Source organism: Pseudomonas sp. 05N433, assembly GCF_056396925.1.
The window spans coordinates 1-12,428 of sequence record NZ_JBFTML010000032.1; the positions used below are offsets into that span (position 1 = coordinate 1).

Consider the following 12,428-nt stretch of genomic DNA (forward strand, 5'->3'; position numbering starts at 1 on the left):
GCATTGAAGTCGAAGGCGCGGGTAACGTTAAGGAATCGACTGCGCCAGCGGCTGTTGTTAAAGAAGCACCTGTGGCGGCGCCGAAAGTTGAAGCCGTCGTAGAAAGCGCACCGGCTGCAGCGGCCCCGCGTCCGGCTGCCGCTTGCCAAGGACCGATGGTCGCCCGCGAAGCCGACGAACGTCCGCTGGCCTCCCCGGCCGTGCGCAAGCATGCGTTGGACCTTGGCATTCAACTGCGCCTGGTGCGTGGCAGCGGCCCTGCCGGGCGGATTCTGCACGAAGACCTCGAAGCTTATCTGGCTCAGGGTCAGTCGAACGCATCGACGGCCACCGCCGCTTACGCCCAGCGCAACGACGAACAGCAAATCCCGGTGATCGGCATGCGCCGCAAGATCGCCCAGCGTATGCAGGACGCCACCCAGCGTGCCGCCCACTTCAGTTACGTCGAAGAAATCGACGTCACCGCCGTCGAAGAGCTGCGTGCGCACCTGAACGAAAAACACGGCGCGACCCGTGGCAAGCTGACCTTGCTGCCGTTCCTGGTGCGCGCCCTGGTCGTGGCCCTGCGCGACTTCCCGCAGATCAACGCCCGTTACGACGACGAGGCCCAGGTCATCACCCGCCTCGGCGCGGTGCATGTGGGCGTCGCCACGCAAGCCGACATCGGTTTGATGGTGCCGGTGGTGCGTCACGCCGAAGCCCGCAGCCTGTGGGACAACGCCGCGGAAATCTCCCGCCTGGCAACTGCCGCACGCACTGGCAAGGCCAGCCGCGATGAGCTGTCCGGCTCGACCATCACGCTGACCAGCCTCGGCGCCCTGGGCGGCATCGTCAGCACGCCGGTGCTGAACCTGCCGGAGGTGGCGATCGTCGGCGTGAACAAAATCGTCGAACGGCCAATGGTGATCAAAGGCCAGATCGTGATCCGCAAGATGATGAACCTCTCCAGCTCCTTCGATCACCGCGTGGTCGATGGCATGGACGCGGCGCAATTCATCCAGGCCGTTCGTGGCTTGCTCGAACAACCCGCAACGCTGTTTGTGGAGTAAGGAATGCAACAGACTCTAAATACTACGCTGCTAATCATCGGCGGCRGCCCTGGCGGCTATGTGACGGCGATCCGTGCCGGTCAATTGGGCATTTCGACCATTCTGGTGGAAGGCCAATCGTTGGGCGGCACCTGCCTGAACATCGGCTGCATTCCGTCCAAGGCGTTGATCCACGTCGCCGAACAGTTCCATCAGACACAGCACCACAGCCAATACTCGGCGCTGGGCATCAGCGTATCGGCGCCGACCCTGGACATCGGCAAAAGCGTCGAGTGGAAGGACGGCATCGTTGATCGCCTGACCACTGGCGTCTCCGCGCTATTAAAGAAGCACAAGGTCCAGGTCATCCACGGCTGGGCGAAAGTGATCGACGGTAAAACCGTTGAGGTCGGCGACACGCGGATTCAGTGCGAGCACCTGGTGCTGGCCACCGGTTCGACAAGCGTCAACCTGCCGATGCTGCCGATTGGCGGGCCGATCATCTCCTCCACTGAAGCCCTGGCGCCGAAAAGCGTGCCTAAACGGTTGGTTGTGGTCGGCGGCGGTTACATCGGTCTGGAGCTGGGGATTGCTTATCGCAAGCTCGGCGCCGAGGTCAGCGTAGTCGAGGCGCAGGATCGTATTCTGCCGGCCTACGATGCCGAACTGACCCATCCGGTGCACGAAGCACTCAAACAACTCGATGTGAAGCTTTACTTGAAGCACAGCGTTGAAGGTTTTGACTCACAAAGAAATTCCCTGCAAGTTCGCGACCCGAATGGCGACATCCTGAATCTAGCAACCGATCAGGTGCTGGTGGCCGTTGGTCGCAAACCCAACACCCAGGGCTGGAACCTCGAAACCTTGAACCTGGACATGAACGGTTCGGCGATCAAGATCGACAACCGTTGCCAGACCAGCATGCGCAACGTCTACGCCATCGGCGACCTCAGCGGCGAACCGATGCTCGCCCACCGGGCCATGGCCCAGGGCGAGATGGTTGCCGAACTGATCAGCGGCAAACACCGCGAATTCAACCCGACCGCCATTGCCGCCGTGTGTTTCACCGACCCGGAACTGGTGGTGGTCGGCAAGACCCCGGACGAGGCCAAGGCTGCGGGGCTGGACTGCATCGTGTCCAGCTTCCCGTTCGCCGCCAATGGCCGGGCGATGACACTGGAGTCCAAAAGTGGCTTCGTGCGGGTCGTGGCGCGGCGTGACAATCATCTGATTATTGGCTGGCAGGCGGTGGGTGTGGGTGTTTCGGAGTTGTCGACGGCGTTCGGTCAGAGCCTGGAAATGGGCGCGCGGCTGGAAGACATCGCTGGCACCATCCACGCGCATCCGACGCTCGGCGAGGCGGTGCAGGAAGCGGCGTTGCGTGCGTTGGGTCACGCGCTGCATTTGTAACCGCTCAACTGTGGCGAGGGAGCTTGCTCCCGCTGGGCTGCGAAGCGGCCCCAACCGCGTCACTGCGATTTGCCTGATACACCGCAGTGTTCGGTTTTACCAGTGCTGCGCACCGGAACGGGAGCAAGCTCCCTCGCCACAGGGTTTCGAATGATGAAAGATCGGCGACAAGTTTCATGAGCTGGCTAAGAAATCTGCCAATCACCCGATAGTCCGGGCTGCGATTTAGGCCCGGAATGAAGTATTGTTGTCCCCATCCAGAAAAATGTCAGAAGCCTTGAACCGTTTCGACGGTTGTTAAGTGATAGAGGGTGTCATGGGTAACGAAAGCATCAATTGGGACAAGCTGGGTTTTGACTACATCAAGACAGACAAGCGCTATCTGTCGCACTGGCGTAATGGCGAGTGGGACAAAGGCACCCTGACCGAAGACAACGTGCTGCACATCAGCGAAGGCTCGACTGCCCTTCACTATGGCCAGCAGTGCTTCGAAGGCCTGAAGGCCTACCGTTGCAAGGACGGTTCGATCAACCTGTTCCGCCCGGACCAGAACGCCGCCCGCATGCAACGCAGCTGCGCGCGCCTGCTGATGCCGCAAGTGTCCACCGAACAGTTCATCGAAGCGTGCAAGGACGTGGTCCGCGCCAACGAGCGTTTCATTCCGCCTTACGGCACCGGCGGCGCGCTGTACCTGCGTCCGTTCGTGATCGGCGTGGGTGACAACATCGGCGTGCGTACCGCACCCGAGTTCATCTTCTCGATCTTCTGCATCCCGGTCGGCGCCTACTTCAAGGGCGGCCTGACCCCACACAACTTCCAGATCTCCAGCTACGACCGTGCCGCTCCACAAGGCACCGGCGCGGCCAAGGTCGGTGGCAACTACGCCGCCAGCCTGATGCCAGGCTCCCAGGCCAAGAAGGCGCACTTCGCCGACGCCATCTACCTGGACCCGATGACCCACACCAAAATCGAAGAAGTCGGCTCGGCCAACTTCTTCGGGATCACCCACGACAACAAGTTCGTCACCCCGAATTCCCCTTCGGTGTTGCCGGGCATCACCCGTCTGTCGTTGATCGAACTGGCCAAGACCCGTCTGGGCCTGGAAGTGGTTGAAGGTGACGTGTTCATCGACAAGCTGTCCGACTTCAAGGAAGCCGGTGCTTGCGGTACTGCCGCGGTGATCACCCCGATCGGCGGCATCAGCTACAACGACAAGCTGCACGTGTTCCACAGCGAAACCGAAGTCGGCCCGGTCACCCAGAAGCTCTACAAAGAGCTGACCGGTGTACAGACCGGCGACATCGAAGCGCCAGCGGGCTGGATCGTCAAGGTTTGATCTGACGCCACAGTCCGTTTGAACACAAAAGCCCGGCCATCACATTGAAGGCCGGGCTTTTTTTCGCCCGCGTTTCGTGCAAAACGCCACTAGACTTGCCACGTGCAACCGCCATCAACAGGTGCCACCACAACCATGGATAAATTCTGGCGAAAGTATCTGGCCTTGCTGGAAACCGACTTCACCACGCAGGTGTTCGACAACATCAAGAACCTGCTGGTGTGCGCCCTGCTATTCGCGGCGGGCACCAACGCGTTGCACGGCGGTCATCAGCTGTTCATGGGAATGCTCGCCTCAAACCTCGCCGGCTGGGGGTTGATTGCAATATCAGCACTGTTGATGCTGCTCAGTGTCAGCGACGGCTTGCGCCGGCTGTCCAGGTTGCCGTATCACACGGCGTTCCAGATCATCCTGGGTCTGGTTTACCTGGTGCTGGCGGTGCGGGTGGTGGAGATCGTCTGGGATTTCAGAGCGTAGCGGTCACGGCACGAGGTGTCTGCCAACTCAGCTCATCCTGAGCAATCCGGGCAAATAACCACTCCACAAAGATCCGCGTGTGAGCCGTCACGTCCGGCGCAACACCGTAGTAATAACGCGGCAACGGCATGCGCAACTCGGGTAACGGGCAGATCAGGCGTCCGCTCGAGATATGGCTGCCCAACAAAGAGGTCGGGCACAGGGCAACGCCCTGTCCATCCACTGCGGCCTGAAGCACCAGGTGCATGTGATCAAACTGCCGGGTGACCTGAGTGGCTGACTGGCTTTGACCAAAGTGCATGGCCCAATTGTGCCAGTCTTCGCGACGGGCCTTGGCGGTCAGTAACGTATGCCGACTCAGGGACGTGAGGTCTTCAAGTGGCAGGCGCTCGATCAGCGCAGGGGCCGCGACCAGCAACAGTTCGTCTTCGAACAGCGCTCGCGCCTCAATCGCCGGTGCCCAATCGTCACGACCACGGCGAATGACGATATCGAACCCGTCGCGTGCCTGATCGGGTGCCTGGGTCTGGGTGATCACCTGCGGCTTGATGCCGGGGTGCCGCGCAACGAAATCCGCCAGCCTGGGCGTCAGCCAAAGCATGGCGAAGGACGGACGTACATTGATCTTCACGGTAGGCAGCGAGGCATGCTGCTTGAGCGCAGTGGCGGCATTGGCGATCTGCGACAGCCCGGCGCTGACCTGCTCATAAAAGCGCTGGCCGGCCGGCGTCAGCACAGATTGCCGGATACGCCGCTCAAACAGCAGCACCCCCAGGTATTCCTCGAGCAATTTGATATGCCGGCTGACGGCACTGTGGCTGACATGCAGCTCTTCAGCCGCCAGGCTGAAGCTCTGATGACGAGCAGCAACGGCGAAGGCGCGAACAGCATTAAGAGGCGGTAGTGGATTCATGCGTCTAATTTAGTCACCTATGCGCTGTAATTAAAGCGTTTGTCACGCCCTCCTCGCCACGCCAATCTGCCAGCACGCAGCCAATGCCACCTGACGGAGCAAGCCATGAACAGTTACGGACTCTTTGTACTCTTCGCCACCCTGACCATTTTGAGCCCGGGACCTGGTGTGGTCCTGACCCTGTCCAACGCGGTGCGCCACGGTTGGAGGGGGGCCGTGCCGGGCATTCTGGGAATTGCGTCGGGGGCGTTTGTGGTCGCTGCCATCAGCGCCACCAGTGTTGGCCTGATACTCAGCACCTCCGCGAATGCCTTTACCGCATTGAAATACGCAGGGGCTGGCTATTTGTTGTACCTGGGCTACAAAAGCTGGCGCTCGGATCGTTTCAGCACGCTGCTTGAAACACGCCCCTCAAGCCCGGGTTATCGCTTCCTTGAAGCGGCTTCGATGCAGCTTCTGAACCCCAAGGCGGTGTTTTTCTTTTTGGCGGTGTTCCCGCAATTCATCGACACTTCGGCGCACTTCTACAGCCAGTTCATCAAGCTGGTCGCCTCCTACGGCGTACTGGTGATCCTGGTGCATGGCAGCTATGCCTTGCTCGCCAATGCCGCCAAAGGCTGGTTGTCGAGCCCGAAAGGTTCCTGGCTGACCGCAAAAGTTTCGGGCGTGACCTTCGCCGGTTTTGGCGTGCTCATGGCCTCGGCCAGTCGCTAAGTCGCAGGACTGGCGATCGCGCGGCGCCTGTTCCCGGTGAACGTGAGTGGCGCTGTCATTCCCTGAATCGGCAGTTCAACGGCGAACCGGTGACCGAGTTCCTTTCGCCCCACCGCCGTCAACGCCAACGCCCGACTGTCCAGATCCTGCGTCACCCATTGGCGTTTGATCGCCGTTTGCAGCAACGCCGCGCCCAAGGCACCGCCCAGGTGCGGCCGACGCATGCTCCAGTCCAGGCACGGGCAGGCAAAGCGGCGGCGCAAAGTGCCGAGGTCTTTGACGTCGATGCCCAATCCTTCGAACAACGCTTCACCACTGTCGCTCAATCGATAAGCCTGCTCATCGGTTTGCAGCAACCACCCCGCGTCGATCATCCGGTCATGCAGCACCACTGCCAACGTGCCGGCCATGTGGTCGTAGCAGGTGCGGGCGAATTGCAGGCGGTCCGGGGTGCGCGGGTTGAACGTCGGCGCTGCGTTCTGGCCGATCACCATCAGTGCTTCGAGTGCCTGGGCCACGCGTTTGTCCGCGAGGCTGTAATAGCGATGGCGGCCCTGAACGTGCAAACGCACCAGCGCCAGTTCCTTGAGCTTGGCCAGGTGTGCGCTGGCGGTCGAGGCGCTGACTTCGGCAACCGCCGCCAGCTCGGTGCTGGTGCGGGCATGGCCGTCCATCAGCGAACAGAGGATTTTCGTCCGCGCAGGCTCTGCAATCGCTGCGGCCACTTGAGAGATGCCAACGTCGTGTTGCTCTGCGTTCATATTTCGCTCCCGGACGAATCAAGGCCCCTTCGGACTGGAGATAGTAGCAACACTTTTCAACCATCGATAAGGCTGCGACCCATGGACCCGATCATCGCTGCGACTCACGCCGATCCTTACCCCTACTACGCGCAACTGCGTGCCGAGGGTGGACTGGTTTTTCATCAGGGACTGAAACTGTGGGTGGCCAGCAGCGCCCGAGCGGTCGCCGCCGTGCTGGCGCATCCGGATTGCCATGTGCGGCCGGCGCATGAGCCGGTGCCCAAGGCAATTGCTCAGGACATGGCGGGCAAAGTGTTCGGTCAGCTAATGCGGATGAACGAGGGTGAGCGGCAGCGTTGCCCGAGGGCAGCGATTGAGCCGGGGCTGACGCTGATTGATGGGAATGACGTCAATTCACTGGTCAGCGCTCGGTTGATTACCCCTGGAGCCGATGGGTTGTACGCGGCGATGTTTCGCGGGCCGGTCTGTGTAGTGGCGACGTTGCTGGGCTTTTCTCCGGCTCAGGGCCGGGCCATCAGCGAGCTGACCGCTGACTTCATCGCCTGCCTGTCACCCCTCAGCGACCAGGCCCAACTGGACGCTGCCCATGTTGCGGCAGAACAGCTGAAGGGATATTTCATCGAGCTTCTGGCTGATCCGAACAATCGAAGCGCCGTGCTCGCCGGTATCCGGCAGCGCTTCGCCACCTCGACCGACCCGGAAACCTTGATCGCCAACCTGATCGGCCTGTTCTCCCAGACCTACGAAGCCACCGCCGGGCTGATCGGCAATGCGCTACTGGCGTTGAGCCGAAACCCGCAGATCGACCCAACTCAAGCCAACGACCTGATCGCCGAAGTGCAGCGCTTCGATCCTTCGGTACAGAACACCCGCCGCTTCGTCGCAGCGCCCTGCGAAATCGACGGCGTGAACCTGAACCCCGGCGACGTCATTCTGGTACTGCTGGCCTCGGCCAATCGTGATCCGCTGCTCAATAACGATCCCGATACATTCCTGCTCGAACGCCCAAACCGCCGAAGCTTCACCTTCGGCGCCGGCCGTCACCAATGCCCGGGGCAGGTACTGGCCTTGAGCATTGCCAGCGCGACGCTGACTCAGATCCTGATGATGAAACCGGCTTTGGATCGGTTGACCTGGCACTACCGCCCTTCCCTTAACGGGCGCATTCCGCTCTTTGCCTGAAAAACACCTCAAGCGTTGCGATATTCGACCGTCAGGTGAGACAACTCATGAACCGGCGCCAGACGTTCGCGGATGGCGTCGGCACTGACGCTCGCCGCAGCCACGACACTGACAATCGCCGCCCGCGCCTGGGGCCCGACTTGCCAGACGTGAAGGTCGCTGATGCGAACATCGTCCGTCGATTCAAGCAGCTCACGAATTTCGGCGGCGACGTGCTCGTCGGTGGCGTCGAGCAATACCGCGGCGCTATCGCGCATCAAGCCATAGGCCCATTTCGCGATAACAAGGGCTCCGACGACGCCTATCACCGGGTCCAGCCAGACCCAACCCAAATAGCGCCCGGCCAACAATGCCGCGATAGCCAGTACCGACGTCAATGCATCGGCCAGCACATGGACATACGCCGAGCGCAGGTTGTTGTCGTGATGATGGTGACCGTGGTTATGGTTGTGATGATCATGGCCGTGATCCCCATGGTTGCCTGCCAGCAGCAATGCGCTGACGACATTCACCGCCAGCCCCACCACCGCAATCACCGTCGCTTCGGTGAAAGCCACGGTGATAGGTTGAAACAGCCGCAGGATCGATTCGCCGGCGATGCCGATCGACACCAGGCCCAGCACCATGGCAGAAGCAAAAGCCGCCAGATCCCCGACCTTGCCGGTACCGAAGCTGAAGCGCGAATTGTTGGCGTGTCGCCTGGCAAAACTGTAGGCCGCCGCGGCAATGCCCAAGGCCACGGCGTGGGTCGCCATATGAAAGCCGTCCGCCAGTAACGCCATGGAGCCGGTGATATAACCAGCGGCAATCTCGCCAATCATCATCACGAACGTCAGCGCCACCACCCACAACGTGCGGCGAGCATTTTCATCGTGGGCGGCCCCCAGAAACAGGTGATCGTGGGTAAAACGCGAAGCTTGAGGTGTCAGTGTCATGGGGCGGGCCTCTATTTCGAGTAACGGCGGATGGCTTGCAACAAGTCTTCCACGCCTTCGGCGCGCGCTTCGTCGCTGAGGCCGGGACGCGCCACATGTTCACGGGCATGGGCGTCGATGAACTGGTCCATCAAACCGTTGACCGCACCGCGAATTGCCGCGACCAGGTGCAGGGTTTTGGCGCACTCGGCATCGGACTCCAACGCCCGCTCCACCGCCTGAACCTGACCGGCAATGCGCCGGACGCGATTGAGCAAATCGTCTTTGTGTTCGTGGATGTGCGACATACCTATACCCCCTACCCCTATTTAGGTGGGCATGGTTACCGATATTGCCAGGGCTGGCAAGTCGGGTTGACTGCGTCATGGCTCATCGGCTTGTATCGCGGTAATAGCGGCTGAATTGTGGCGAGGGAGCTTGCTCCCGCTCGGGTGCGCAGCAGCCGCAAAACTGGCGAGTGGAGATTCCCTGACACGCCGCATGCACAGGTTTCAGGGTCGCTGCGCAACCCAACGGGGGCAAGCCCCTCGCCACAGATAGCAAAAACCCCGCTCTCTCCTCTCAGAAACAGCGGGGTTAATCATTTCAATTCACTCGCCCATCAATCATCCCGCGTCAGCACTTCTAGCAATTCAATCTCGAAAATCAGATTCGAATTCGGCGTAATCGCCCCCATCGAGCGCTCGCCGTAGGCCAGGTGCGCCGGCACCAGCAGCTTGCGCTTACCGCCGACCTGCATGCCCATGATTCCCTGGTCCCAGCCCTTGATTACCCGCCCGGTGCCAATCACGCATTGGAAAGGCTTGCCCCGGCTGTAGGAGGAGTCGAACTCAGTGCCGTCTTCCAGCCACCCACGATATTGGGTGGTGATCAGCGCGCCTTTGACGGCGGCTTTGCCGTCGCCCACTTCAAGGTCGATTACCTGCAACTCATCATTCATTACATTCACTCTATCTGTGCGCTTGCCCGAACGGGCTTGATGGGCGCCGTTTTCCCAGAAATGCGGGCCATTGGCAACCGTTTCGCTCTGTATCCGGCAGTGGTCGTGAACTAATATACCCGCCACCTCCCCCACGGTTCGATACGCCATGAGCGCAATTCCTCAATGAGTCAGCTCTGGACCGACGTCACCATCGGCTCGCTGACCCTTGCCCTGATCGTCGCGCTGATTTGGCGCGATCGTTCGCTGCAAAAGCAGTTGGCCGAGTGCCGCGCGCTGATCGACAGCCTCACCGAGGGACAAAGTATCCACCAGGAAGGCGACGCCGAGCGCTTCAAACGCAGCCAATACTTCGCCCGCATCGGCACCTGGGACTGGGAGGTTGATACCGACAAGCTCTATTGGTCGGATGCAATCTACGGGATGTTCGGGTTCAAGATCGGCGAGGTGACGCCCTCCTACGCCCTGTTCTGTTCCTGTGTGCACCCGGACGACCGGGTCAAGGTCCGCGCCGGTGAATTGCGTTGCCTGGAAACCGGCGAAAACCACGACGAGGAATACCGCGTGGTCTGGCCGGACGGCAGCATCCGCTGGCTGCGGGAGACCGGCAATGTGGTCAAGAATGAGCATGACGCAACGATCAAGATGATGGGCGTGGTCCGCGACATCACCGAGGAAAAAGCCTCCGCCAGCTACCTGCAACACCTGGCCCATTACGACCCGCTGACCGGCCTGCCCAATCGCCTGGTGCTCGAAGAGCGCCTGTCCGCTGCCCTGGAACACGCCCGCCTCAGCGCCACGCGGGTGGCACTGGTATTTGTCGACCTCAATGGTTTCAAGGCGATCAACGACCACTACGGCCATGCGGCCGGCGACCGCGTGCTGATCACCACCGCGACACGCCTGAAGAGAATCCTGCGCTCAACCGACACCGTTGCCCGGATCGGCGGCGACGAGTTCGTGGTCATCCTCCAAGGACTTCCCCAAGGCAACAGCCTGCAAGACGAAGCCCGCAGCATCTGCCAGAAAATCTTCATCGAACTCGCACCGCCAGTGACCATCGGCAACGACCAGCGCCACATCGGCAGCAGCCTTGGGGTCGCGGTGTTCCCGGACCATGCGCCGAGCATGGACCGGTTGATTCATATTGCCGACCTGGCGATGTATGAGGCCAAGCGCAGCGGGAATAATCAGTATCGGTTGGGGAACATCAGCCCGATACGCGTACACAGCGAATAGCCTTGGGTAAACGCCGCGTCTCTGGGTCGGCAGCATTGATCCGCTTCATGCATCAATACATACCAACTATGCAATTAACATATCGATGTCCCTGCTCCACTATCCACCCCAATAAGAACCGTGCACCGCGTCCAGGTAGTGCACGTCATAAAAGCGGTGGAGTACACGTCAATGACAGCATCAATCCATTCCGGTCGCTCCCGGACCAGTGCGATTTTCCGAGTGACCTCGGGCAACTTCCTCGAGCAATTCGATTTCTTCCTTTTCGGCTTCTATGCCACGCAGATCGCTGCCGTATTTTTCCCTGCCAGCAGCGAGTTTGCGTCCCTGATGATGACGTTCGCGGTGTTCGGCGCGGGCTTCCTGATGCGTCCGTTGGGCGCCGTGATACTGGGCGCTTACATCGATGATGTGGGGCGCCGCAAAGGGCTGATCGTCACCCTGTCGATCATGGCCAGCGGTACGATTCTGATTGTGCTGGTGCCCGGATACGAAACCATCGGGCTGTTCGCCCCGGCCATCGTGCTGATCGGCCGATTGCTGCAAGGCTTCTCGGCCGGTGCGGAACTGGGCGGTGTATCGGTGTACCTCGCGGAGATCGCCACTCCCGGCAACAAAGGTTTCTTCACCAGTTGGCAATCCGCGAGCCAGCAAGTGGCGATCATCGTCGCGGCGGCTTTGGGCTATGGTCTGAACCAATGGATGGCGCCGACGATGATTGCCGATTGGGGATGGCGGATTCCGTTTTTCGTCGGCTGCATGATCGTGCCTTTCATCTTCTTCCTGCGCCGTAACCTGGAAGAAACCGAAGAGTTCACCGCCCGTAAACACCGGCCAAGCATGGGCGACGTGTTCCGCACCCTGGGACAGAACTGGGTCATCGTGTTCGCCGGGATGATGATGGTCGCCCTGACCACTACCGCGTTCTATCTGATCACCGTGTACGCGCCGACCTTCGGCAAAACCGTGCTGCACCTCAATACCTCCGATGCGCTGTTGGTGACCTTGCTGGTGGGCGTTTCGAATTTTTTCTGGTTGCCGATTGGCGGCGCGCTTTCAGATCGCATCGGTCGTCGCCCGGTACTGATCGCCATGGCGTTGCTGACGTTAGCCACGGCCTACCCAGCGCTGACCTATCTGGTGCAAGCACCGAGTTTCATCAACATGCTGTTGGTGCTGCTGTGGCTGTCGTTCATTTATGGCTTGTACAACGGCGCAATGATCGCCGCACTGACGGAAATCATGCCGGTCGAGGTTCGGGTCGCAGGTTTCTCTTTGGCTTATAGCCTGGCGACGGCGGTGTTCGGCGGTTTCACACCGGCCATATCGACCTTCCTGATCCAGTACACCGGCGATAAGGCCGCACCCGGTTACTGGATGAGTTTCGCCGCGTTCTGTGCCCTGTGCGCGACGCTGTTTCTCTATCGCCGTGCCTCTGGCCGCCTGCAACCGGCCGTGTCGTGAACCACCCAACCTCTAACTGCGAGAGC

General features: G+C 60.6%; 13 protein-coding genes. 8 read left to right on the top strand and 5 right to left on the bottom strand.

Going from position 1 to position 12,428, the window contains the following annotated elements; translation table 11 throughout:
• From AC1DIS_RS17490 to AC1DIS_RS17505, 4 genes are all read left to right on the top strand, one after another.
• Positions 1 to 1,049, top strand: a 1,049-nt coding sequence (locus tag AC1DIS_RS17490; RefSeq protein ID WP_477780990.1) for a dihydrolipoamide acetyltransferase family protein, incomplete at its 5' end; no start/stop codon positions are given.
• Positions 1,050 to 1,052: 3 nt separating this feature from the next.
• Positions 1,053 to 2,438, top strand: a complete 1,386-nt coding sequence (gene lpdA, locus AC1DIS_RS17495) for a dihydrolipoyl dehydrogenase (protein ID WP_477780991.1) — start codon at positions 1,053 to 1,055, stop codon at positions 2,436 to 2,438.
• 316 nt (positions 2,439 to 2,754) lie between these two features.
• On the top strand, positions 2,755 to 3,774 hold the full coding sequence (locus AC1DIS_RS17500; RefSeq protein WP_018929727.1) for a branched-chain amino acid aminotransferase: 1,020 nt from the start codon (positions 2,755 to 2,757) through the stop codon (positions 3,772 to 3,774).
• Positions 3,775 to 3,909: 135 nt separating this feature from the next.
• Positions 3,910 to 4,251 carry a hypothetical protein gene (locus tag AC1DIS_RS17505; protein WP_138867763.1) on the top strand — a complete coding sequence of 114 codons (342 nt, stop codon included), beginning with the start codon at positions 3,910 to 3,912 and terminating at the stop codon, positions 4,249 to 4,251.
• Here AC1DIS_RS17505 and AC1DIS_RS17510 read toward each other — a convergent pair.
• On the bottom strand, positions 4,241 to 5,164 hold the full coding sequence (locus AC1DIS_RS17510; protein ID WP_018929729.1) for a LysR substrate-binding domain-containing protein: 924 nt from the start codon (positions 5,162 to 5,164) through the stop codon (positions 4,241 to 4,243). The genes AC1DIS_RS17505 and AC1DIS_RS17510 overlap by 11 nt on opposite strands.
• 105 nt (positions 5,165 to 5,269) lie before the next feature.
• Between AC1DIS_RS17510 and AC1DIS_RS17515 the strand changes: the two genes are divergently transcribed.
• Positions 5,270 to 5,878 (top strand): LysE family translocator, encoded by a 609-nt coding sequence (locus tag AC1DIS_RS17515; protein ID WP_477742947.1) that lies wholly within the window; start codon positions 5,270 to 5,272, stop codon positions 5,876 to 5,878.
• Here the strand turns inward: AC1DIS_RS17515 and AC1DIS_RS17520 are convergent.
• Positions 5,875 to 6,639, bottom strand: coding sequence for an ArsR/SmtB family transcription factor (locus AC1DIS_RS17520; RefSeq protein ID WP_477742946.1), 765 nt, complete (start codon positions 6,637 to 6,639; stop codon positions 5,875 to 5,877). The genes AC1DIS_RS17515 and AC1DIS_RS17520 overlap by 4 nt on opposite strands.
• Positions 6,640 to 6,720: 81 nt before the next feature.
• On the opposite strand from AC1DIS_RS17520, the gene AC1DIS_RS17525 reads away from it, so the two are divergent.
• Positions 6,721 to 7,824 (top strand): cytochrome P450, encoded by a 1,104-nt coding sequence (locus AC1DIS_RS17525; RefSeq protein WP_477742945.1) that lies wholly within the window; start codon positions 6,721 to 6,723, stop codon positions 7,822 to 7,824.
• An 8-nt stretch (positions 7,825 to 7,832) separates the two neighbouring features.
• On the opposite strand, the gene dmeF is transcribed toward AC1DIS_RS17525, so the two are convergent.
• The 3 genes from dmeF to AC1DIS_RS17540 all read right to left on the bottom strand — a co-directional run bounded on the left by dmeF (position 7,833) and on the right by AC1DIS_RS17540 (position 9,699).
• Positions 7,833 to 8,759 (bottom strand): CDF family Co(II)/Ni(II) efflux transporter DmeF, encoded by a 927-nt coding sequence (dmeF, locus tag AC1DIS_RS17530; protein WP_436275449.1) that lies wholly within the window; start codon positions 8,757 to 8,759, stop codon positions 7,833 to 7,835.
• An 11-nt stretch (positions 8,760 to 8,770) separates the two neighbouring features.
• Positions 8,771 to 9,046: a metal/formaldehyde-sensitive transcriptional repressor gene (locus tag AC1DIS_RS17535; protein WP_019648873.1), complete on the bottom strand. Its 276-nt coding sequence runs from the start codon at positions 9,044 to 9,046 to the stop codon at positions 8,771 to 8,773.
• Positions 9,047 to 9,360: 314 nt separating this feature from the next.
• The gene (locus AC1DIS_RS17540; RefSeq protein ID WP_018929733.1) at positions 9,361 to 9,699 is read right to left on the bottom strand and encodes an FKBP-type peptidyl-prolyl cis-trans isomerase; all 339 of its coding nucleotides are present in this window, start codon (positions 9,697 to 9,699) and stop codon (positions 9,361 to 9,363) included.
• 165 nt (positions 9,700 to 9,864) lie between these two features.
• Here AC1DIS_RS17540 and AC1DIS_RS17545 point away from each other — a divergent pair, with 165 nt between their 5' ends.
• Positions 9,865 to 10,938: a diguanylate cyclase domain-containing protein gene (locus AC1DIS_RS17545; protein WP_477742944.1), complete on the top strand. Its 1,074-nt coding sequence runs from the start codon at positions 9,865 to 9,867 to the stop codon at positions 10,936 to 10,938.
• 171 nt (positions 10,939 to 11,109) lie between these two features.
• On the top strand, positions 11,110 to 12,402 hold the full coding sequence (gene tcuC / locus AC1DIS_RS17550) for an MFS transporter (RefSeq protein ID WP_018929736.1): 1,293 nt from the start codon (positions 11,110 to 11,112) through the stop codon (positions 12,400 to 12,402).
• The last annotated feature ends 26 nt before the right edge of the window (positions 12,403 to 12,428 follow it).

Coding starts and splice junctions, on each gene's coding strand:
- AC1DIS_RS17500 (WP_018929727.1), top strand. CDS start 2,755: ATGGGTAACGAAAGCATCAATTGGGACAAGCTGGGTTTTGACTACATC.
- AC1DIS_RS17510 (WP_018929729.1), bottom strand. CDS start 5,164: ATGAATCCACTACCGCCTCTTAATGCTGTTCGCGCCTTCGCCGTTGCT.
- AC1DIS_RS17505 (WP_138867763.1), top strand. CDS start 3,910: ATGGATAAATTCTGGCGAAAGTATCTGGCCTTGCTGGAAACCGACTTC.
- AC1DIS_RS17515 (WP_477742947.1), top strand. CDS start 5,270: ATGAACAGTTACGGACTCTTTGTACTCTTCGCCACCCTGACCATTTTG.
- AC1DIS_RS17540 (WP_018929733.1), bottom strand. CDS start 9,699: ATGAATGATGAGTTGCAGGTAATCGACCTTGAAGTGGGCGACGGCAAA.
- tcuC (WP_018929736.1), top strand. CDS start 11,110: ATGACAGCATCAATCCATTCCGGTCGCTCCCGGACCAGTGCGATTTTC.
- dmeF (WP_436275449.1), bottom strand. CDS start 8,759: ATGACACTGACACCTCAAGCTTCGCGTTTTACCCACGATCACCTGTTT.
- AC1DIS_RS17535 (WP_019648873.1), bottom strand. CDS start 9,046: ATGTCGCACATCCACGAACACAAAGACGATTTGCTCAATCGCGTCCGG.
- AC1DIS_RS17545 (WP_477742944.1), top strand. CDS start 9,865: ATGAGTCAGCTCTGGACCGACGTCACCATCGGCTCGCTGACCCTTGCC.
- AC1DIS_RS17520 (WP_477742946.1), bottom strand. CDS start 6,639: ATGAACGCAGAGCAACACGACGTTGGCATCTCTCAAGTGGCCGCAGCG.
- AC1DIS_RS17525 (WP_477742945.1), top strand. CDS start 6,721: ATGGACCCGATCATCGCTGCGACTCACGCCGATCCTTACCCCTACTAC.